Source organism: Vibrio sp. QJM3NY_15 (assembly GCF_057785995.1).
Genome location: NZ_CM173518.1, coordinates 23923 through 46482, shown reverse-complemented (window position 1 = coordinate 46482; position 22560 = coordinate 23923). Strand labels below are relative to the sequence as shown.

The 22560-nt window shown below is 46.4% G+C and carries 13 protein-coding genes and 1 pseudogene; 6 read left to right on the top strand and 8 right to left on the bottom strand.

Annotated features, from left to right (window positions below; all coding sequences use genetic code 11):
* The first annotated feature begins 21 nt into the window (after positions 1-21).
* From AC3CKG_RS16690 to AC3CKG_RS16675, 4 genes and pseudogenes are all read left to right on the top strand, one after another.
* Complete coding sequence (locus tag AC3CKG_RS16690; protein ID WP_488529589.1) at positions 22-909, top strand: ABC transporter six-transmembrane domain-containing protein; 888 nt, start codon at positions 22-24, stop codon at positions 907-909.
* Positions 899-2077: an efflux RND transporter periplasmic adaptor subunit gene (locus tag AC3CKG_RS16685; RefSeq protein WP_488529588.1), complete on the top strand. Its 1179-nt coding sequence runs from the start codon at positions 899-901 to the stop codon at positions 2075-2077. The genes AC3CKG_RS16690 and AC3CKG_RS16685 overlap by 11 nt, the downstream gene beginning before the upstream one ends.
* Positions 2074-5222: pseudogene (locus AC3CKG_RS16680) on the top strand (efflux RND transporter permease subunit). The gene AC3CKG_RS16685 and the pseudogene AC3CKG_RS16680 overlap by 4 nt, the downstream one beginning before the upstream one ends.
* The gene (locus tag AC3CKG_RS16675) at positions 5219-6277 is read left to right on the top strand and encodes a helix-turn-helix domain-containing protein (RefSeq protein ID WP_488529587.1); all 1059 of its coding nucleotides are present in this window, start codon (positions 5219-5221) and stop codon (positions 6275-6277) included. Before AC3CKG_RS16680 ends, AC3CKG_RS16675 begins: the two are co-directional and overlap by 4 nt.
* Before the next feature lie 115 nt (positions 6278-6392).
* Here the strand turns inward: AC3CKG_RS16675 and fruA are convergent, their stop codons facing one another.
* Genes fruA through fruB form a run of 3 tightly spaced genes read right to left on the bottom strand, consistent with a single transcriptional unit; the run spans position 6393 to position 10271 of the window.
* A complete protein-coding gene (gene fruA, locus AC3CKG_RS16670; protein ID WP_372160282.1) occupies positions 6393-8135 on the bottom strand; it encodes a PTS fructose transporter subunit IIBC in 1743 nt (580 codons plus the stop codon).
* Between the two features lie 15 nt (positions 8136-8150).
* Entirely contained in the window at positions 8151-9128 is a 978-nt protein-coding gene (pfkB, locus tag AC3CKG_RS16665) for a 1-phosphofructokinase (protein ID WP_488529586.1), read from the bottom strand.
* A 9-nt stretch (positions 9129-9137) separates the two neighbouring features.
* The gene (fruB, locus tag AC3CKG_RS16660; RefSeq protein ID WP_102353580.1) at positions 9138-10271 is read right to left on the bottom strand and encodes a fused PTS fructose transporter subunit IIA/HPr protein; all 1134 of its coding nucleotides are present in this window, start codon (positions 10269-10271) and stop codon (positions 9138-9140) included.
* Between the two features lie 385 nt (positions 10272-10656).
* On the opposite strand from fruB, the gene cra reads away from it, so the two are divergent.
* Positions 10657-11661 (top strand): catabolite repressor/activator, encoded by a 1005-nt coding sequence (cra, locus tag AC3CKG_RS16655; RefSeq protein ID WP_102353579.1) that lies wholly within the window; start codon positions 10657-10659, stop codon positions 11659-11661.
* A 75-nt stretch (positions 11662-11736) separates the two neighbouring features.
* Here cra and AC3CKG_RS16650 read toward each other — a convergent pair whose 3' ends face one another.
* From AC3CKG_RS16650 to nirB, 4 genes are all read right to left on the bottom strand, one after another.
* Entirely contained in the window at positions 11737-13527 is a 1791-nt protein-coding gene (locus tag AC3CKG_RS16650) for a bifunctional protein-serine/threonine kinase/phosphatase (protein WP_488529585.1), read from the bottom strand.
* Positions 13528-13694: 167 nt separating this feature from the next.
* Entirely contained in the window at positions 13695-15164 is a 1470-nt protein-coding gene (locus AC3CKG_RS16645; protein WP_488529584.1) for a NarK family nitrate/nitrite MFS transporter, read from the bottom strand.
* 142 nt (positions 15165-15306) lie between these two features.
* Positions 15307-15651, bottom strand: a complete 345-nt coding sequence (nirD, locus tag AC3CKG_RS16640) for a nitrite reductase small subunit NirD (RefSeq protein ID WP_017096320.1) — start codon at positions 15649-15651, stop codon at positions 15307-15309.
* Between the two features lie 139 nt (positions 15652-15790).
* The gene (gene nirB, locus AC3CKG_RS16635) at positions 15791-18373 is read right to left on the bottom strand and encodes a nitrite reductase large subunit NirB (RefSeq protein WP_488529583.1); all 2583 of its coding nucleotides are present in this window, start codon (positions 18371-18373) and stop codon (positions 15791-15793) included.
* A 472-nt stretch (positions 18374-18845) separates the two neighbouring features.
* Between nirB and AC3CKG_RS16630 the strand changes: the two genes are divergently transcribed.
* The gene (locus tag AC3CKG_RS16630; protein WP_488529582.1) at positions 18846-21410 is read left to right on the top strand and encodes a molybdopterin oxidoreductase family protein; all 2565 of its coding nucleotides are present in this window, start codon (positions 18846-18848) and stop codon (positions 21408-21410) included.
* Between the two features lie 79 nt (positions 21411-21489).
* On the opposite strand, the gene AC3CKG_RS16625 is transcribed toward AC3CKG_RS16630, so the two are convergent.
* Positions 21490-22446, bottom strand: a complete 957-nt coding sequence (locus AC3CKG_RS16625) for a LysR family transcriptional regulator (RefSeq protein WP_488529581.1) — start codon at positions 22444-22446, stop codon at positions 21490-21492.
* Positions 22447-22560: the final 114 nt, after the last annotated feature.

Here is a 22560-nt window from a genome sequence, read left to right as displayed (position 1 = left end):
TATTCATTTCTGGGCTCAATAATGCTATTCAAACATCCCATCTCTCTGCTGACGATTATTCGGCTTAATCCATTAAAGGTCGCCGTGACTTGGTTAATGGTATTGGCTGAAAACGTGATGCTTATTCTGCTGCCGCTGTTTATTGGTTACGCCATAGACGGAGTGCTAAACCAAAGCTTTCAGCCTTTGATGATGTTGGCACTGATTCTTTTTGTACTGGTGATCATCAGTGTTGTTCGTCGTTTTTACGATACCCGTGTGTATGGTGCTATTCGCGTAAAACTGGCAAACCTTGTTGAGCGTAATCTGCGCGGTTTATCTATTTCGACCAAAGACGCTCGGCTAACCATGTCTCGCGAGCTGGTTGATTTTCTAGAAGATGATTTGCCTACTTTGATGACGGCGGTAGTTCAACTTGTCGCGACGGTGGTGATCCTCTCAACCTTTCACTTCTCATTGGCGCTTTGCATGTTGTTTGCAGGGTTGTCGATGTTGGTTATCTACGGCGTATTCCACCGAACATTTACACGACTCAATGGCCAATTTAACGATCAAGTTGAACAGCAGGTGAAATTGCTGAGCGGTGTTCGTTTATCTGCACTCCGCTGGCACTTTGAGCGCCTAAAACAGTGTGAAATCAAACTGTCTGATACCGAAGCTGTTGTCTATGGGCTGATTTTTATCGTGTTGTTTGGCGCGGTCATCGGCAATTTATGGATGGTGAGTCAGCTTATCGAGTCGACTGCGGGGCAAGTGTTCTCCATCGTTACCTATTCACTTGAGTTTGTTGAAACCGCAGTGATGCTACCAATCACGCTACAAACCCTTTCTCGTCTCACTGAGATCAGTCAGCGCCTTAATCACACCTCCATTCAACAGGTTACCAAGGAGATACCTCATGAAATTTAAAAAGCCACTTTCTGTATTAGTCGGCTGCGCAGCCATCTTTATCGCGTTGGTTGTCGTTGATGAATTGGAACCTGAAGCTACCCAACCAGTGAAGAAAGAAGCCGTCCTTGCCCCCGTTTCAGTGTTAGAGGTGACACCATCACAGCATCAATCGACGTTAACGGTATTAGGTATAACGGCTGCGCGTTGGCCAGTACAGCTGAAAGCGTCGAGCAGCGCGCAGTTGAAATGGCTAGATGAAAGCATTGAACCGGGGAATTTGGTTAACAAAGGCGATGTGTTAGCAAGGTTAGATACTAGCGCAGTTGATGCGAACTTGGCTCAGGCGTTGAGCTCATTGAAACAAGCGGAATTGGAGTTGAAGCAGGCTAAGCATGAGCAAACGGTCGCGTTAAAAATGCTGAACCCGAAAACGAGTTCGTCTTTTGCTCGCAGAGAGCCTCAATTACTTGCAGCGAAAGCTAATCTAAAACAAGCAAAGCAGGCTTACCTGAGCGCACAGAAATTGTTGGAAGAATCAGTGATCACCGCGCCTTTTGATGCGGTGATCATGAAACGCCATATTAGCCCAAGAGAGTGGATAGAGGCGGGGCAAGTGACCTTTGAATTGGCTGCCAGTGATTCGATTGATATCAAGTTGCCGATTTCTGAAATGCATTGGCAACAAGTTCAAGCCGCTCTGACTGAGCCGAGTATCACAGTAGTGAGTCGTTCTGGGAATCAGTGGCCCGCCAAAGTGCGCTATGTGTCTCCGCAAGTTGATTCGGTCACCCGTCAAAGACAAGTTGTGCTTTCGGTTGAGGCGCCTTATCAAAGTAAGCCAAGATTGTTTCCAAATCAGCAGGTCCAAGCCGTGGTTAACCTAGGGCTGAAGGATAACGTAGTCAGTGTACCTTTAAGTGCGATGACACGAGACGGATATGTGTGGACGTTAGACAGCAATGATCGTCTACGTAAAGAGTCGGTATCCTTGATTGGGCAAGGCAACCAGGTGCTTGATATTCGGTTTAATCAGCAAAGTGAACAGGTTCGCAGAGTGGTGCAATATCCGCTTTCTTCAATGTTAATTGGTAAGCAAGTCGAACCTAACTTTTATCAAGATGATAGTTCAGAATCCATGATCGCGAGCCAATCTGATGATGCGAAGCTTGAGGAGGCAAACCAATGAGTTGGATGACCAAATGGTTTATCAATAACCCTGTTGCTGCCAATTTATTGATGATGGCGATTGTTATCAGTGGTGTGCTTGCGTTCGGACAATTGCGTGTCGAGTCGTTTCCACAAATCGCACCCTCTTCCATCAGTATCAGCGTTACTTACCCTGGCGGCACGGCGCAACAGATTGATGAGAGTGTGACCCAGCGAATCGAAGAGTCAATCAGTGCTATTGCAGGCATCAAACAGATCACCAGTCAGTCGAGTGCTGGGATTTCTCAGGTCATGGTTCGTAAAACCAGCAGCACAGATTTAGACAAGCTTCTGGATGACATTCGCAATCAAGTCAACGCGATCAATGGTTTTCCCGTGCAAGCGGACAGGCCACAAGTTGTGCGAAACGAATTTACCAATTTAGCGGCGTTTGTGGTGGTGTCGGGGCCAGAACCGATGACGAGTTGCAACCTATCGCTAAGCAACTTGAACAAGCACTGAAAAAGAATCCGCGTATCTCGAAGGTATCAAATTGGGGAACTCGCACATCTCAACTTGTTATCGAGCCAGATCCTGACCAGCTGAAAGCGTTGGGGTTGAGCTTAGAAGACCTCGCAGAGCTCGTTGAGCAGCGTTCGCTTGAGACTCGAAGCGGTGAACTGATTAGTGACAAAGGTCGAATGGTGATTCGTGGTGACGGATACGCCGATGATTTACAGAAGTTGAATCAGCTTGTTGTGATTTCTGGGAGCAACGGAAAAATACTGCTGGGTGATATCGCCAAGTTAAGTCGTGGCTACCAATACAGTGGTTCTATCGTGCGTAACAACGGCTCTAACGCCATCGCATTATTGGTCAGTACGAGCCAAACCGACAACCTGCTTAAAGTCAGTGAAGCTATCAGTGAAACGCTTGATGCCCAACGCGCGATTTTGCCGTCGGATATTGAGTTGAATACCATGGCCGACATGGCGCCTTACATTGAAGACCAGCTATTTCGTTTGAGTGAAAACGCATGGCAAGGATTATTGATCGTCGTAGTTCTACTTGGGATCTTTCTTGAGATTAGGCTCGCCTTTTGGGTCGCGATGGGCATTCCAATTGCGCTGACTGGAACCTTAGCAGCAATGCAGTTGTTCAACTACAGCATCAACGACATCACCTTGTTTGGTTTTATCTTGGTACTCGGTGTGCTGGTGGACGATGCGGTTGTCGTGGGTGAAGCGATACATGAAAAACGGACGGGTAACGGCATTAGCTCCGGGAATTTAAATCTAAACGGAAAGACAGCCGCTTGGCAGGGCGTTCATTCTGTGTCGGTGGCAACTGTATTCGGTGTGCTGACAACCATCGCCGCGTTTTCTCCAATGTTATGGATTAATAACGAGCTAGCCAAAGTATTGGCTGGGTTTTCAGCTGTGGTGATCTTTGCGCTGATATTCTCGCTTATCGAAAGCAAGTTTATTTTGCCGTCACACTTGGCTCAGCTTTCTGTGAAAAAACCATCAACGGGTTTGTTCGCCAAGGTTCAGAATGCTGCTCAAGGTGGATTACAGTGGTTTAATCTCAACATCTACAAACCAGTATTGGAGTTTGCACTTGGTTACAAAGTCGCGTTTCTGCTTGGGTTTGTGGCGGTTATCTCACTGGCTTATGGTATGTGGTCTAACGGTGCGATTCGCAGTGCGTTGTTTCCTGAAATCCCAGGGCGTTACATCACCGCGGTTATTGAACTGGAAGATGGCGCGCCACTGCCTTTACAGCGCCAAGCCTTGTTGCAAGTAGAGCAAGCAATGACACAAGTAGAAAAAGGCTTGATGGACGATTATCCATTACAAGAAAAGCCTGTTGTGAACCTGCTTGCTTGGTCTGATGGCTATGGAGAAATCGAAGTCACAGCCGAGCTCACCAACGAATCCTTAAGCTCACTGCCGGGTAATTTATTGCTGAAGCGATGGAGAGAAAACACAGGGCAAATCGAAGGCGCTTATTCGGTTAAATTCAGCGCGGCAGAGGAGCCTGCTGGTGGAACATTCTTAACGATCTCTTCCAATGATCGCGAGCTTGCTTCCCTAGTTAGTGAGGAGTTAGCGGATACCTTAGCATCGTTGAAAGGCGTATCGGATGTCTACGACGACGGTCAGGATGGTTTGCCGCAAGTTCGATTGGTATTGAATCAATATGGTCAGCAACTTGGGTTAACGCAAGCGAAACTGGCTCAGCTAGCAGGCGAAGCGTTTGGTGAAAGAGAAGTGCATCGTTTATTAGAAAATGGGCAAGAGACCAAGGTGCTTCTGCAATATCCGAGAGATGAACGCAGAACCTTAGCTCAGCTAGAACAAGCCCTCATTATGTTGCCGAACGGTGGTAGTGTGATGATGGGGGATATTGCTGAGTTTCGTCATGAGCAAGAGCCACAAGTGGTTTACCGCCGTGACCGAGAGCAAGTGATTAACCTGTATTGGAAGCAGAACCGAGACCTGCAATCACCGGAGAAAACACGTGAGCAACTTGAAGATACGATTGAATCTCTGCACTTACAGTTTCCAAGTGTAACGATAAAAGCGGGCGGTGAGTTTGAAGAGATAGGTGAGGTGTCGAACGGCTTCAAATCAGCGATGATACTAACGCTCATCATGATCTACATTTTGTTGGCGGTGCCTTTGAAGTCCTATTGGCAGCCGATGATCATCATGGCAGTGATACCGTTTGGTTTTGCTGGCGCGATTTTTGGTCACTACTTGATGGATTTGCCCATCAGCATTCTCTCTATGTTCGGTATGATGGCCATGACAGGCATCGTGATTAACGACTCGTTAGTGTTGATCACTCGCTTTAATAGTGAATATCGCCAAGGCGTACCGTTACAGCAAGCGTTAGTCATTGCAGGTACTAGCCGCTTGAGGGCGATTTTCTTGACGACCATTACCACTGTGTGTGGATTGTTGCCACTGCTAAGCGAAACCGCAGAACAGGCGCAATACTTGAAACCAGCAGCAGTATCTTTGGTGTTTGGTGAGTTGTTTGCTACTGCGGTGACTCTGATTTTGATTCCGGTGCTGCTTGGTCTGTTTTGTCGCAAGCCGCCGCTAGTTGAAAATCGAATTGAAAAAGAACTGGACGAGCAAGATTCATTAGAAGAACTCACTTTGGAGCGCTCGTGATTGATTTTATAAAGGACAAAGACGATAGTGAAACCAAGCTATCCAGTTCAATGAAGCTGTCCAGTTCGGCGAAGCTAACCGACAGTAAGACTAAAGCCAATGTACCTGAGACCCAAGACTGTATGACGCAAGAGAACAAACCTGCTTTGCATTTAGAACCAGCTTTTAAACTGGTGCCTGAGATTACATTGATTGAATCTTTGCCAGAGCACCTTCAAAAACGCTTTACGCATGCATTGACCTTGATGCATGAAGAGTGGGGTGAGCGTCGCACGTGGGAAGAAATAGCAACAGAAAGCGCAATTTCGCCCTACCATTTTCATCGTCAGTTTACCGAGCTGTTTAACGAAACTCCGGGTCAGTACCTGAGTCGTGTTCGATTACAAATCGCGGTGGGTTTGTTGATCAACGATGAGCCATGGAGCGTGATTGAAATTGCTCAGTATTGTGGCTACTCATCGTCGCAGTCATTAGGTAAGGCGCTTAAGCGCGAGCTTGGTGTTACTGCGAAACATATTAGAGAAATGGGTTATAACGCGACACCTAAGGAAACGGCAGACTTCATCCAGAAATTGGCACATCCAGGTGTGCAGTCTTCGATGGAGAAAGAGCTAGTTAAGTCTATGCCGATCGAGTTGGTTTGGTACCCAGAACGCGGCATGCAAAAGCTTAAATTGGAAGATCCTGATTGGGACACGGTATTTGAAATCTATGGTCAGAAATCGACGCACTTGATGGGCACCACACCGATCAAGCAAATGAATAATAAATGGGACGACATCGACGCTGAAATTGGAAATTGGCAAGTCGCGAGAGATCGTTACGATATGACCATTCCTGAAGGCTACTACTTATGCAGCGACGTTTATCTGGTTTCGGATGTGGCTTACAGCACTGCGTTAGAAGCTCTGTTTAAGGCGGTTGAACAACAAGGTTTGAAGTTAGATGTGCAAGGTTATTTGGTAGAGATGATTCGTCAGATTGATACGGATGATGTCGAAGGCGTAACGTTCTCTTTTCAGTTACCCATTTTAACCACGCAAGACAGCGAATAATAAAAAGGCTCCTCAAATGAGGAGCCTTTGTTTTATTTCAAGGAGCTGTTTTACCAAGGAGCAGTTTATCAGAGCCTCTATTCGACGGGGTTAGCCGTTAAACAGAGTAGGGGGATTAAGCCTCTGCTGTCACTTTATCGCTGCTCATCTTTTTAAGAGCTGCGTAACCAAAGCCTGTTACTGCTGTACCTGCTGCAATCGCCACTAGGTACATAAGAACTGGAGAGATAGCACCAGGAATCAGTAGTACGAACAAGCCGCCGTGTGGAGCCATAAGCTGAGCACCAAACATCATTGATAGAGCACCAGTTAGTGCACCACCTGCCATACAAGCTGGGATAACACGCATTGGATCTTTCGCTGCGAATGGAATTGCACCTTCAGAGATGAAGCATAAGCCAAGAACGAATGATGCTTTACCCGCTTCACGCTCGCCTGCTTCAAACTTGTCTTTCACTAGGAAAGTCGCAAGGCCCATACCTAGAGCTGGAACCATACCTGCTGCCATGATTGCTGCCATTGGTGCGTAAGTTTGCGAAGCCAGTAGACCAACACCGAACGTGTAAGCGGCTTTGTTTACAGGGCCACCAAGGTCGAAACACATCATTGCGCCTAGAATCACACCCAGAAGAATCGCGTTAGACGTTCCCATGTTGTTTAGGAAAGTGGTCATTGCGCTCATCACGCCAGAAACAGGGCCACCCACGATGTAAACCATCACAAGACCAGTGAACAAACTCGCGATAAACGGAATGATCAGGATTGGCTTGAGGGCTTCCATAGACTGTGGAAGTTGAACTTTGTCGGCAATGAATTTCGCTGCGTAACCGGCAATGAAACCCGCTGCGATACCACCTAGGAAACCTGCGCCTGTTGAGCTAGCCAACATACCGCCGATGAGACCGGGAGCCAGACCCGGACGGTCAGCAATTGAGAATGCAATGAAACCAGCAAGAACAGGAATCATCAGTGCGAACGCAGAACCACCACCGATAGTCATCAATGCTGCTGCCAGTGTGCCTTCTTCTTTAAACGCTTCGATACCGAATACGAAAGAGAGTGCGATGATCAAACCACCCGCAACAACCACAGGAAGCATGTGCGATACACCTGTCATTAGGTGCTTGTACACGCCTTTCTTCTCGTCAGCAGGCGCTGAATTAGAAGACGCTGTGTGTTGGTATGGTTTAGCTTCTGCGAATGCTTTTTCCATCTCTTGCTTTGTTTTCTTCAAAGCAGGACTTGTTGTTGTTTTGTATAGCGCTTTGCCGTTAAAACGATCCAGAGGAACGTCGATGTCGGCTGCGATGATAACCAGATCAGCGTCTGCGATTTCTTGGTCTGTCAGTTGGTTTTTCGCACCTACAGAGCCGCGAGTTTCCACTTTGATTTGGTGACCTAGGCGTTTGCCTTCTGCTTCAAGCGCTTCAGCTGCCATAAAGGTATGTGCAACGCCAGTTGGGCAAGCCGTAATCGCTACGATTTTTTTGCTGCCCGTTGCTGGAGAAGTACCGGTTACTTCAACAGTGCTTTCAACTTGAGAAGCGTCTAGTACTGTTGCTTCTGCTACCGCTTTCTCTAGAAATGCTTTTGCATCCGCAGTGCATTCAGAGATAGCCGCTTGGTACACTTTCTTACCGACAAAGCGCGCTTTATCAACGTTGGTGTTAGCTGCGATAACCACAACGTCGCTGCTGTCGATAGTGTCTTGCGATACGGTTGAGTCTGGTAGCACGCTTGATTGACATTCAATAGCGGCGTTCCAACCCAGTGCTTTTGTCGCTTGCTCTAACAAGCCTGCGGCGATGATGCTGTTTGCTACGCCACTAGGGCAAGCTGTGATAATGGTAATATTCATAATAAACCTTTTGTCCTATTTGCTTGTGTCTAACTGGCTAGTTGGAGCACTAAGCGACTGTAATTGGATATTTTGTAGTACTGATTCCAGCTCTTGTTGGCTGGTGATGCCCACGCCTACCTGTGAAACTGCTAGAGCAGATAGGGCAGTGGCGAATTTAATAAGTTCTGGTTTTGGCATCTGCTGCATGTGACCCCAACATAGGCCAGCAACTAAGGTGTCACCTGCACCTACTGTGCTTACCACTTGCATACGCGGCGGTTGAGCATGTAACCATTCACCTTGGTTAAGCCACATCACGCCTTCTGCGCCAAGTGATACCACGATGTTATCGATGCCTTTTTCACTCAGAACTTGTCCTGCGTGTTGGCATTGGTCACGTGTTGTCAGTTCGGCATTGAATAGCTGAGACAGCTCTTCATCGTTTGGCTTGATCAACCAAGGCTGTGCATTGATACCGGCTTTAAGTGCGTCACGGCTGCTGTCGAACAGCACCTTTTTACCTAGGTCACGCAAGCGTTGTACCCAAGATGCGCAAAGCTCTGGCGATACGCCTTGTGGCAAGCTGCCTGCAATTACGAAGTAATCGTGTGTTTCAGCAAGCTCTAACAAGGTTTCTTCAAACGCTTTAATCGCGTCAGCATTAACAGGAACACCTGGGAAGTTGATGTCGCTTACTTGGCCTGAGTTCTCTACCAGTTTTACGTTGATGCGAGTTGCGCCATCTACACGGATAAAGCGGTCAGTTGCGCCCATCTGTTCGAACAGCTGGCAGAACGCTTCTTCGTTATTGCGACCAAGGAAACCTGTCACGGTCACTTTAGCGCCAAGCTCTGAAAGCACTTTTGCTACGTTTACGCCTTTGCCTGCCGCGTGCAAAGAGCCTTTGCTAACTAGGCTCACTGAACCCACATTAAGTGAATCGATAGCGCCAGTTAGGTCGAGAGCAGGGTTTAGCGTAACGGTAACGGCTTTGATTTGTTTATCAGACATATCGATTCCTTAACCTTCACCAAGGCCTGAAGCGATAGCTTTACCAATCGATTCAAGTGCTTGTGCTGCATCTTCACCTTCAGCAACAAACTGAAGCTGGTGGCCGTGTTTAACGCCAAGTGCGATTACTTTCATCAAGCTCTTCGCGTTCACTTCTTTTCCGTCGCCATCTAGGTTTGAAACGCGGATAGTTGATTCGAACTTCTTCGCTTCAGCCACTAGCATTGCACCCGGACGTGCGTGTAGGCCGTGCGCGTTTTTGATTTTGAATACTGCGCAGTTGTCATCGTCTTGAGACGCTGTAGAAACCGCTTCACCTTTTAGAAGGCCAATCACTTGTGCGGCATCAGCAGTTAACAGTTGTTGCTGTTTACCTTCGAAAACCATCTTGCTTAGGTTTGCCAGAATAGATTGGTGTGCGCTGTTACAAGCGGCGAATGCAACCAATGCTTTAACAGGTGTGCCTTCGTACTCACAATGGTTTGCTGTTGATACAAACGATACGCCAGTGCGAGTTACACCTTTGTCGCTGCCCAACAACCACAGGCCTTGGCCTAGGTGAGTTGGTGTTTTTGTTACTAGGTCAGCAACGAACGCGTTGTCAGTACAACCTGTGTTCTTAAGTAGGCCGCCCGCAACAGCAGACATTTGAACCATGTCGCTCGCAGGGAACAGTAGCTGAACTAAAGAAGCGTCTAGGTCGGCTTCTAGCTGAACTTCGCCGTTAAGTAGGGCGATGATTTCGTCTTCTGATTTCGCTTGCTTTAATTTCTCTTCAACACCGTCTGCTGCTAGAACCTTCGTTAGCTGCTTAAGGATTCCTAAGTGCTCGTCTGATTTCGCCGCAATACCAATTGCTACGTAAACACGGTTGCCGTCTGCCCAATCAATACCTTCAGGGAAGTGGTGTACCGCAACGCCTGTCTCTTTCACTAGGCCACGAGTGTCAGTGGTGCCGTGAGGAATCGCGATGCCGTTACCTAGGAACGTAGAGTTCTGGTTTTCACGGTTCAGCATTCCTTCAACGTAGCCAGAGTCAACTAAGCCTTTCGCGGTTAGGTCGCCAGCAATGTTCTGGATAGCTTTGAATTTGTCATCGGCCGTTTGACCAAGAGTGATGTCAGATTTTGATAATTTAAGCATGGTGCCTCTTTAGCGTATCGCTTGAGAATTTGTGTATCGCTACGATTCAGTCTAGAGCAAGATTTATGGAGCTTAACTCTTTGCTTTACTCTTTGTTTTATATGAGCTGAATCGGTTCAGCATTCAGTGTAAAAAAATTCAGCAAAGCCGATTTTGGTTTTCAAAATAGTTTTGCTGCGTGTCGTAATTTCAGTTTCGTTAATAACGAGAAGTTGCATCACAACAAATGACGCTCAATCCATACAAAAGGATGATTGAAGTCACTTTTCAGATTTTGCTGAATCCTTTCAGCTTTTATACTGAATCGATTCAGCATATAATTCAACTAATCCGAGGATCAGATCATTGGTTATATGATCCTACGCACAAAATACAGGTCACCCATATGACACTTGATGAAATTGCTAAATTGGCTGGAGTATCGAAAACTACGGCCAGTTATGTCATCAACGGCAAGGCGCAGAAATACAGAATCAGTGAAAAGACTCAGCAGAAAGTGATGGCGGTTGTGGAAGAGTATAACTACCGACCAGACCATGCTGCTTCTTCGCTGCGTGCTGGTAATAGCCGTTCATTTGGTTTGATTATCCCTGATCTGGAAAACAGCAGTTACGCGCGTTTGGCAAAATTGATCGAGCAGAACTCGCGTAAAGTGGGCTATCAGATTTTGATTGGCTGTTCTGATGATGATGCAGAAACTGAACGCAAGGTTGCTGAAGCTTTGGTAAGTCGTCGTATCGATGCTTTGCTGGTGGCGAGTTCCATGCCAGACGCCAATGAGTTCTACTTGAAACTGCAAAACTCAGGAACGCCTGTGATTGCAATTGACCGTCCGTTAGACGATGAGCATTTTGCTTGTGTGATTAGTGAAGATTTCGAAGCGGCATTTGAACTGACGCACTCGATTTTTGATGACAGCATTCACAGTGTTGGTTTAATCGGCGCGTTACCTGACCTGAACATTTCGCGTGAACGTCAGTTGGGTTTTGAAGCGGCGAATAAAGCGCATACTCTACAAACAGGGTTAGCAGAAAATAAGCCGATGGTTGTGGGTTATGGTGAACACTTTGATAGGGAATCTGGACGCGAGGTTTTTGAAGAGTGGATAGCTAAAGGCACCGTTCCAGATGCGATTGTGACTATGTCTTACACCTTGTTAGAGGGTGTGTTGGATGTGATGGTTGAAAAGCCAGAGCTGATCAATCAAGTCAAATTGGCAACCTTTGGTGATAACCGACTGCTCGACTTCTTACCATTTAAAGTCCATTCACTGCCACAGCAATTCGAAGTGATTGCTGATAGTGCTTTTGCTTTGGCGCTAAATGCATCGGCTAAGCGTTACCAAGCGGGTATTGAACTCGTGCCAAGAAGCTTAGTGAAACGAGGCTAATTCCAGTTAGTTTATATAAGCTAGGTTAGACTTGGACACTTAGATCGAGCTTGGAATTAACTCGAACTTGGACGCCTAGCTTGAACTCAGTAATAAGCCCAACTCTACAATCGCGACAATGCCGAGCAACAAGGCCAACACCTTCCAAAATTGGATTGGGTTTCGGTTTATCAAAGGTTGCTTGGCTTTGCTTTTCACCAAGCTTTGGTTTGGTGTGTAAAGGTCTGCCACAAAATCCCCCAACACTTGATGACGTTCGCTCGGCGATTCGGCGCAGGCTTTTTGTAACACCAAATCCACCCAGCTTGGTAAGTCAGTTCGTTTCTGAGTGATGGGTTGGTATTCCCACTGATGATGACGAGATTGCTTAAGCGATTGTGCGGTCATTTCAGAGTAGGGCAATTCACCGGTTAGCATCTCATAGCCGATCACAGCAATAGAGAACAAATCTGAGCTGGTGGTCGCGGTATTGTGCTTGATGGTCTCTGGTGCAATGTAATTGACCGCACCTAATGGAGTGTCGTCTTTGTCTGCAAGCTCTCCCTCTTCAAGCCCTCTCACTAATACAGCGCCGAGGTCGATGATTTTTATCTCACCATCACGTTGAAGCATGATGTTCTCGGGCTTTAAATCTCGGTGCACCATGTCGGCACGTTGTAATACTCGAATGCCTTGCGTGATCTTTTCTAATATTTCGCGCACTTCATTGAGTGACGGTTTTGGATTGTCGTACATCCATTGTCTTAGCGTGATACCTTCAACCCATTCGCAGATTTGATATAAGAATTGCGAATGCTCTGGCGTCGGGTAAACCTTCATTACCTTATTATTGTTCAGCAAGATCCCCGCCCATTGTTCATTAAAGAAAGCTCGTAGTTGCGACGGGCTATCGTGATATTGAACGGAAGGGACTTTTAGCACGAACTCGGTTTGTGTCTCTTTCTGCATCACACGATACACATGGCTTCTTGAACCTGCATACAGCACCTCAAGGACCATAAAGTTGTCGATACTTTGCCCGAGCTTTAAAGCGGGTGGGATAGCACGTTTAGCCAGCTTCTCATGGAATTCAATCAGCGAAGGTTTAGGTAGGTGACTGACTTGCACAATCAAGCAGCTTACGTTGTCTGAACTGTTGTGGCTTAAAGCGGTGTTACAGATCGTTTGTGCGGCGTATTCGAAATCCGCTCCAGGTCTATTGATGTGTTCTTTGAAAGTATTGGGAGCAACAAATTCATGCACGCCGTCAGAGGTCAGGATAAAGCAGTCGTCTTTCTTGATAGGCAGGGTTTGGTAGTCAACGTTGAGTTGGTTATCCATGCCTAAGGCTCTGGTTAAGTAATGTTTCTGTCCCATATTCTTACGTGTGTGATCACGGGTCAGTTGGCGTAATTCTCCATCTCTTAATAGGTAAACTCGACTGTCACCGACATGGAATATATGCGCGGTGTTTGATTTCAATATCACACTGCTGAATGTAGAAACTAGGGCGTTGTGGTTAACTTGCTGTGCGGGATGAATATTAGAAACAGACGTGTTGAAGAGCCAAGAGTTGAGGGACGTTAAGACTTTTTGCGCCGAGCGTTGAATGCTCCAGCTATTTGGCGTGGCGTAATAGTCGTCGATAAACTGCATCACGCTGGTGTGACTGGCTTTCTGGCCGTGTTCACTGCAACTCGCGCCGTCTGCTATGCAGGCGACACTGCCTTTCAACTCTTGCTCAGCACGAGTCTTCGGGTGTTTTACAATGATGGCGTCTTGGTTTTCATCACGTATGCCTTTATTCGAATAACCACCAAACTTAAGTGTTAGCTGATTGTTTGATTCCGGCGTGACGACTTGCCCTTGGCTGAATGAAATTGTCATAACTGGTCTTCTTCTTAACTGGCTGTCTTCTCATTTGCTTGAGAGCACATCTGAGGAAGAACAAAAGCCCTAGTGAACCTAGAGCCTTTGAACGCAGTACCAAAGTGGTGAAACACACCTTGGTACCACTCCCGATTCAATAATATCAATGCTTCATAGCACTGAGACTAATTTGAAACATTAATCAGCGTGACACTGCCGTCGTCATTCACTTCGGCGATTTGGCCGTTAGGCTCTTCCATGAACATCAGAGTAACGAAGCCTAGTACCGCTGTTCCTGCAATCACTAAGAAGAAGGTTTGGTAACTTACGAATGAGAGCACAGTTAGGTAAACCACTGCACCCACGTTACCGTAAGCCCCCGTCATACCTGCAATTTGACCTGTCATACGACGTTTAATCAGAGGTACTGTTGCAAACACCGCACCTTCACCGGCTTGTACGAAGAAAGAACACGCCATTGCAGCAACAACCGCTAGCCATACTGGCCATGTACTGTCTACTTGACCCATTGCAAAGTAACCCACAGCAAGGCCAATCGTCAGAATAAGCAGTGTTGGTTTACGACCGAATTTGTCTGAAATCCAACCACCACCTGGGCGAGACATTAGGTTCATAAAGGCATAAGCCGATGCAACCATACCCGCAAGAACCGGCGTTAATTCAAAGGTTTCAGAGAAGAACAACGGCAGCATTGAAACAACAGCCAATTCAGAACCAAATGTCGCGAAGTACAATACGTTAAGTACCGCAACTTGCTTGAATTTGTACTGGTGAATCTCTGGCACTTCTTCTTTGAATACGTTCTTATTTACCTTCCAAACTTGCGACACTTCGTACACGTAAAGTGCGGCTAAACCTGCGTAAACCGAGTTAACCGCCATGTCAGACAACATGTTGATGTTGCTTGGTGATAGCTTCCATGTCAGTAGCGCTAAAGCGGCATACATCGGGATCTTCATAATGAGTAGGAAGAAAAAGTCACCCTTTGATGTCACTTCCATTGCCGTTACTTGAGCAGGCTTGAAGTAAGTCGAACCTTTTGGTGTATCCGTTACATTTTTGTAGAAGATAAACGAGAACGCTAAGCTCATAAGGCCAGTAATGCCGACCGCATAACGCCAACCATCTTCACCACCAAATGCTAGAGCGAGAGTTGGAAGCGTGAATGCTGCCGCTGCTGAACCGAAGTTACCCCAGCCGCCGTAAATACCTTCAGCTGTACCCAGTTCATTATGTGGGAACCACTCAGACACAAGGCGAATACCGACAACGAAGCCTGCACCGATGAAGCCTAATAGGAAACGAGCAATCGCCGCTTGAATAAAAGAGTCTGCCATAGCAAACATAAAACAAGGGATTGAGCAGATCGCGAGTAGCGAAGAGTAGACCAATCTTGGGCCGTATCGGTCGGTTAACATACCAATGGCGACACGCGCCGGAATGGTCAATGCAACGTTGAGAATAAGGAGTGTTTTGATTTCCTCAGTTGAAAGGCCAAGCGAGGTTTTCACCATTTGCAGTAGTGGGGCAAAGTTGAACCACACGACAAAGGTGATAAAAAAGGCCATCCAACTTAGGTGTAAGGTTTTCATCTTACCCGTAAATGAAAGCAGCGAAAATTTTGTGTTATCCATGGTTTAAATCCTTTAAATCTGGAAGATTACCCGGCTTTAGCTTGTGCGTTACTTCCGAAATTCGAACGCATTAATGTGGCTAAACCCTGTGCCGAAATTGCTTACGCTGATAAAGCGTTCGCATGATGATGTCGGCGTTTAGTTAACTGGCGATAGCAAGCGGTGCGAGAACCTGAACCTGTTCTCCTTGCTTGCGAACTTCAAATTTCACGAGCTTGAGTTCAGGTTGTTCAAGGCACGTGCCAGTTTCTAAGTGGTAATGCTGCTTGTATAAGGGTGAGGCTACGTAAGGCTCTCCGCTTAATGAACCAATGATACCACGTGACATCACATTCGCCTTGCCAACAGGGTCGTAATTAGAGAGCCCATAAAGCGTGTCACTACGCTTGCAGTAAAAAATAGCCACTTGGTTATCGTCTACTTTGGCGCAAATACCCCCGTTTGGGGTTAGGTCGCGTGTGCTGCATACGGTTGTCCAATTTTCCATGACTTTCTCCTAGTCAAAAAATAAAACTAATAATCAATTCAATTAGGGTGATAGCCGACAGCAGTTTTCTTGGGCTGGGCCACTGTCGACTATCTATATTGGGTTTAGTTGTTACTGGTTCACTCACCAGCAATTCGGCTTACGAAACTTCCGTTACTTCGATTTGGTCTGCCTTAGCTAGCTTTTCATCGCGTTGTGAATCAGCAGAAGAGCTCAAGCTCGGCTTAGGAAAACGCTGCTCTCGTTCTTTGATGAATGACAGGCTAGTGTCCATTTCTTCGCTGTTGATGTAGTGCTGGAAGCGTTTCATCTTTTCAGGATTTTCGATGGTGGTTTTCCACTCACACTGGTATTTTTCGATGTTGAGGGCGATGTCAGCTTCAAGTTCTTCAGCAACATTGAGCTTGTCTTCAATCACGACTTGTTTGAGGTATTCAATGCCGCCTTCAAGGTTTTCCATCCATACCGACGTGCGTTGTAGGCGATCCGCGGTACGTGTGTAGAACATCAGAATGCGGTCGATGTATTGCAGCAGAGTGGTTTCATCAAGGTCGGTCGCGAAAAGGTCACCATGGCGAGGGCGCATACCGCCGTTACCACAGATGTAGAGGTTCCAACCTTTGTCGGTGGCGATAATGCCAAAGTCTTTTGATTGGGCTTCTGCACATTCACGAGTACAGCCAGAAACCGCAAACTTGATCTTGTGTGGTGAGCGTAAGCCTTTGTAGCGGTTCTCTAGTCGAATCGCTAAGCCAACACTGTCGTCGACACCGTATCGACACCAAGTGCTACCCACACACGATTTCACGGTACGAACCGATTTTCCGTAGGCGTGGCCCGTTTCAAAACCCGCATCAATCAGCTTTTTCCAGATGATTGGCAATTCGTTAAGTTGCGCACCAAACAAATCGACACGCTGACCACCGGTGATCTTGGTGTAAAGGTCGAACTCTTTTGCGACTTCGCCTAAAACGATCAGCTTGTCGGGTGTGATTTCTCCGCCAGCAATACGCGGAACCACCGAGTAGGTGCCGTCTTTCTGCATGTTGCCGAGGTAAATGTCGTTGGTGTCTTGCAGTTCGATGTGTTGATCTTCGAGGATGTAATCGTTCCAGTACGAAGCCAAAATTGAACCGACTGCTGGCTTACACACGGTACAACCTAATCCGTTTCCGTGAGAATCCAATAGCTCATCGAAGGTCTTAATTGTGTTGACGCGGATGATGTCGGTAAGCTCTTGGCGAGAATAGGCAAAGTGCTCACAGATATCGTTAGATACCTCGACACCTAAGTTACTCAGTTCGCTATCAAGAACCTGTTTAGCAAGAGCAGAACAACCGCCACAACCAGTTGAAGCGTTGGTGGTTTCTTTCAGTGCCGCCATGGTGGTGCAGCCAGCAGATACCGCGTCTTTAATGTCACCTTTGGTCACATCGAAACATGAACAAATCACAGCGCTATCAGGCAGAGCTTCAACACCCATTGCCGAACCAGAATCATCCGCGACGTTAGGTAGAATCAGTACTGATGGGTTTTCAGGAAGAGGCATGTCATTTTGTTTGATTTGCAGTAGCGAACCGTAAGCCTCTGCATCACCCACCAATACCGCACCGACAATCTTCTTACCATCAGCCGATATGATCAGGCGTTTGTAAACCTGTTCGATTTCATCGTTATAGGTATACGATTGAGCGCCTTCCGTTTGGCCGTGTACTTCACCGATACTTGCTACGTCTACACCCAATAGCTTGAGTTTGGTACTCATGTCAGCGCCAGTAAATGCAGCATCGTCCGCACCGTCGGAGACAATATGCGAAGCCGCGACTTTCGCCATGGAATAACCGGGTGCCACTAAGCCGAAGATCTTGTTGTCCCAAAGCGCACATTCACCAATCGCGTACACGTTGTCGATGTTGGTTTGGCAGTGATCGTCAATCACGATGCCACCACGTTCACCAATGGCGATATCAGAGCTGCGAGCAAGGGCATCTTGAGGACGAATACCCGCAGAGAACACGATCATATCGGTTTCAAGATGGGTGCCGTCGGCGAAGTTCATTCTGTAGCGAGCGTTCTCACCCGCGACTATTTCTGAGGTTGCCTTCTCGGTGTGAACTTGCACGCCAAGGTCTTCAATCTTTCTGCGTAAAAGCGCACCGCCACCGTCATCTAATTGTACGGCCATAAGGCGAGGTGCAAATTCCACTACATGGGTTTCTAAGCCAAGGTTTTTGACTGCGTTTGCGGCTTCTAAGCCAAGCAGACCACCACCAATAACGACGCCAGATTTACTGCCTTTGCTAGATAGTTCAATGGCGTCTAAATCTTCGATGGTGCGATAAACGTGGCAGTGTTCTTGGTCGTTACCGGGAATAGGGGGAACAAAAGGGAATGAACCGGTCGCCAGAATCAAGGTGTCGTAACTCTCGGTATGTCCCGATTCAGTCACAACGCACTTATTTTTAGTATCTAGTTGAGCGACTCTCGCGTTGAGAAGGTAATTGACACCATTGCTTTGGTAATACTCTTCGCTGGTTAATGCCAAATCATCAGCATTTCCGCGCTTGAAGTAAGCAGTCAGCTGAACTCTGTCGTAGGCCAACCTTGGCTCTTCACTAAAAGTAATCACATCAAACTCATCACTGTCTGATTGCAGGATGTTGTCGATAAATTTGTGTCCAACCATGCCGTTACCCACAACGACGATTTTCTTCTTGCTCATAATCCATTCCTTATTCTCGGCGTCACCATCACTAGCATCTAATTTTTAGTCGTTAGCAGATGAATACCGGGTTGAGATTCCACTCAATTCATAATCATCAAGAAAAACAAAAATGTTTTTTCTAAGTCTTGGTTTCTAGTGGAGCAAGGAGGGTGCCAGATTGCAGGTTGTTCATTTAAATAAAATTTAATCTATATTTTTCAATGTCTTAAAATTTACGAGTGGCACGCATTTACCCCTAAAGTGGTATGTGAATTTTTTGTTAGATTTATATAAATGAGCATTTGTGGTGCAACTTTCCGCAAGATGGTGCAAAAACTAAGTTTCTATCTTGGTTAAGTTGAAGTTTATTCAGGATTGATATTTTGTTTTTTATTAAGTGATTGTTTTTAATGCTAAATATTTCATTTTTCTCGACTGGTATTAAATGGCGTGCTATTTGCTTGGTTTGAGTTATTACAATTATGGATAATTGAGCGAGAAACGGATGACCGATTCAAACAGCGGCTGGATAAAATCAACCTGTGCTTATTGTGGTGTAGGGTGTGGAATAGAAGCGAGACCGACATCGTTAGGAAAACTAGAAGTACGTGGTGATAAAGATCATCCATCAAACTATGGAAAGCTATGTACTAAAGGGATTGCGCTTGGTGATACTGTCACGCCTTTAGGACGCCTAACACAGCCTGCTCATATTCAGAATGAGCAAAAACAAGATCTGAATTGGAACAGTGCTACTCAGTTGGTCGCAGACAAATTCAATCAAACGATTGAAGAATTTGGGGCCGATTCGGTTGCGTTTTATGTTTCTGGTCAGCTGCTTACCGAAGACTATTACGTTGCCAATAAATTGATGAAAGGCTTCATCGGTAGTGGCAACATCGACAGTAATTCTCGCCTTTGCATGGCTTCAACTGTGGTCGGGCATAAGCGAGCATTTGGCGCAGACACAGTACCTGTTTGTTATGAAGATCTCGAGCAAGCCGATCTAGTCGTGATTACTGGCTCAAACCTCGCTTGGTGTCACCCTGTGTTATTCCAAAGGTTAAGAGCCGCCAAACAAGCCAACCCTGCATTAAAAGTGATCGTTATCGACCCGCGTTATACCGACACTTGTGAAATTGCAGACATTCACTTGGCGTTGGAATCCGGCTCTGATGTCGCACTGTTCAATGGTTTGTTGGCTTACTTAGATGATAACGACAAACTCGATTCTGATTTCATTGAACATCACACCCAAGGTTTTACCGAAGCCATTCGATCCGCAACGCATTACCGTTATACCGAGTCAGGTTGGGGCGACAAAAGCGTTCCCGAGCTAACCGGGCTTACAGAGCAGCAACTCGAACAGTTCTACAAGCTGTTTGCTTCTAATGAGAAAGTGCTCACCATCTATTCCCAAGGTGTAAACCAATCCACACAAGGGTGTGACAAGGTGAATGCCATTATTAACTGCCATTTAGCCACCGGAAAAATCGGCAAGCCGGGAATGGGGCCATTCTCAGTAACAGGTCAGCCGAACGCCATGGGCGGGCGTGAGGTAGGCGGACTAGCCAATACCTTAGCGGCGCACTTCGAATTTGGTGATCCGCGATCACACCAAACGGTGAGCGAGTTCTGGCAAACCGACAGCTTAGCCACACACGCAGGTTTAAAAGCGATTGACCTGTTTGATGCCATGGATGAAGGCAAAATCAAAGCGGTGTGGATCATGGCAACCAATCCAGTCGTGAGTTTGCCAGATAGCGAAAAAATCAAAGCGGCATTAGATAAGTGCCCATTTGTGGTGGTGTCGGACTGCATTGCCGACACTGAAACCACTCGCTTGGCCGATGTGGTGCTGCCCGCGCAAGGGTGGAGCGAGAAGTCGGGCACCGTAACCAACTCTGAGCGTCGAATCTCACGCCAACGTCGCGTATTACCAAGCCCAGGGGAAGCCAAACCTGATTGGTGGATATTAAAAGAAGTTGCGCAAAAAATGGGATTCAAAGAGCAGTTTGATTACCGTCACGAAGGTGAGATCTTTAAAGAATATTGCGAGATGACAGCGCTCGGCAATGAAACAGGCAAAGCGCGTGACTTATGTTTAATTGGACTCACGCAACTGGATGAGAAAGGCTATGGCGAACTCACTCCACAGCAATGGCCAGTGCTAAAATATCAAACAGAGATCATTGAGCAACGTATGTTCACCACTGGCGAGTTCTTTACCGAATCTGGCAAAGCGCAGTTTATTGCAGTTGAGCACGACAAACCCATTGCTGATACCAGCCTTGAATTCCCGCTTATCATGAACACAGGCCGAATCCGAGACCAATGGCACACCATGAGCCGAACGGGGCTTGCTTCATCGCTTGGTGAGCATACGCCAGAGCCATTCTTAGCCATTCACCCTGAAACCGCCAAAAAGTTCGGCTTTGCAACCAGTACCAATCAAACCAACCAAGTGGTTAAAGTGAAGAGTGCCCAAGGGGAATCTCAAGCACGCTTGGTGTTAACGCAAGAGATGCGCAAAGAGCAGGTCTTCATGCCAATCCATTGGAACGGCACCACAGCCAAAAACAGTAAGCCATGCGACCTTATCTTACCCAATACCGATTCCAACTCAGGACAGCCAGAATTCAAGCACACACCCGTTGTCGTAGAGCCGTGTGACTATCGCAGTGAAGCGGTACTGATCAGTGACAGTGTAGTGGACTGTGATGAGTTTGATTATTGGGTAAGACAGCGTGTGGAAGGAGGTTTTCTGTATCGAATCAGCTCTCTTAAAAATCCGATGGAACTCGTTATTCAACTTTCTAATACTATTGAATCACAACCTCTCAAGACTTCAGAAAATGTTAAATCACTGCATTACCACGGCAATAAGCATTACAAAAACCATGGCTCAGCGACCTTAGATGAGTTTGGGCTTAAACAAGCCTTTGTCGTCAACACACAGCTGGAACAACGCAGTATCGATTGGCTGGTGGACTGTTTCTCTAAGCCTATTGATGAAGAGTTTGAAGCCGAGTTTTTGAGTGCCTTGGCCAGTTAGGCAACCCTGTTAAAAGATAAGCCGTATTTATCGGCTTATCTTTTATCTTCTTACCTTTAGAGGAATAGCTGCGTTTACGTTAGCTATGTATTGGCTTTGCAAGGTCAGTAACCAGTTTTTTTTGCCTTTTGGTTTCAACGCTAGTCTCTTTGAAGTGGTGCCACAATTTCCCCATTCCAGGTGTCATTTCTTCAGTCGAGAAGCGGTAGAGTTTTATTTTAGCGTTAATTGGTGAAATGGTTTCTGAAAACCTCATCAATAAACCTTGTTCAAGCTCTTCTTGAACAAAGCCTTCTGGTAACCACGCCACCCCGTGCCCCGATAGCGCCATTGATTTGAGAGAATGTGTGACGGCGTTTTCGTACACGATATCAAAACTACAAAGGCTTTGAGCTATTGAGCCATGTTTTTCTAATACTTGTGCGAAAAAAGTATTCGATGGATAACTGAGCAGAGGGACGCTTGAATTTTTGCAGTCTTTGTAGAGTGCTGAACCATCACTTTTACTGGCAACAACTGGTATTAGGCACTCATGCCCGATCGTGACGGATTCAACTTCTGGATTGGGTACATAAAGTCGACTTCCCTTGAAAGATAAGCCGATAAGAAAATCAGATCGGTTGTCGATAAATGCTTGCACTGAATCATGTAAGTTGTTTGGGCTGACATAAACTAAGGTCGTTTTAAACGCATCGGTGTATTCGTTAATCATCTTATTAACGACATATTCAGACAGCGAGTGCTGAGTATGAAATGTGACTTTTGTTTCATTATTGTTAACTTCCCTAGCCGTTTCTAGCCGAGCGTAGTCTATTTGTTGTTTGAGGTCATTCGCATGTTTTAGAAACCGAAATCCCGCTTTAGTGAATGTCGCTGGGTAAGTGTTCCTATTAACCAGGTCAGTCCCCACCCATTCTTCTAATAGCTTGATTCTTCGGCCAAAAGCAGGTTGAGTGATGTTTCTTGCTTTGGCTGCTTTTGCAAAACTTCCGTATTGAGAAAGGTGTAAAAAGTCCTCAATCCACTTCAAATCCATGTGGCGAATCCTTGTCCAAAATTATGAATGTCGATATTTTTGTTAAACAAAAGTTAACACCCCTGTTAGCAAAAAGCATTATCTTTCGAGCGATATCACGAGCTAATGTAATTC

Coding starts and splice junctions, on each gene's coding strand:
- nirB (WP_488529583.1), bottom strand. CDS start 18,373: ATGAGCAAGAAGAAAATCGTCGTTGTGGGTAACGGCATGGTTGGACAC.
- fruB (WP_102353580.1), bottom strand. CDS start 10,271: ATGCTTAAATTATCAAAATCTGACATCACTCTTGGTCAAACGGCCGAT.
- cra (WP_102353579.1), top strand. CDS start 10,657: ATGACACTTGATGAAATTGCTAAATTGGCTGGAGTATCGAAAACTACG.
- AC3CKG_RS16625 (WP_488529581.1), bottom strand. CDS start 22,446: ATGGATTTGAAGTGGATTGAGGACTTTTTACACCTTTCTCAATACGGA.
- nirD (WP_017096320.1), bottom strand. CDS start 15,651: ATGGAAAATTGGACAACCGTATGCAGCACACGCGACCTAACCCCAAAC.
- fruA (WP_372160282.1), bottom strand. CDS start 8,135: ATGAATATTACCATTATCACAGCTTGCCCTAGTGGCGTAGCAAACAGC.
- AC3CKG_RS16690 (WP_488529589.1), top strand. CDS start 22: ATGCTATTCAAACATCCCATCTCTCTGCTGACGATTATTCGGCTTAAT.
- AC3CKG_RS16645 (WP_488529584.1), bottom strand. CDS start 15,164: ATGGATAACACAAAATTTTCGCTGCTTTCATTTACGGGTAAGATGAAA.
- AC3CKG_RS16650 (WP_488529585.1), bottom strand. CDS start 13,527: ATGACAATTTCATTCAGCCAAGGGCAAGTCGTCACGCCGGAATCAAAC.
- AC3CKG_RS16685 (WP_488529588.1), top strand. CDS start 899: ATGAAATTTAAAAAGCCACTTTCTGTATTAGTCGGCTGCGCAGCCATC.
- pfkB (WP_488529586.1), bottom strand. CDS start 9,128: ATGTCTGATAAACAAATCAAAGCCGTTACCGTTACGCTAAACCCTGCT.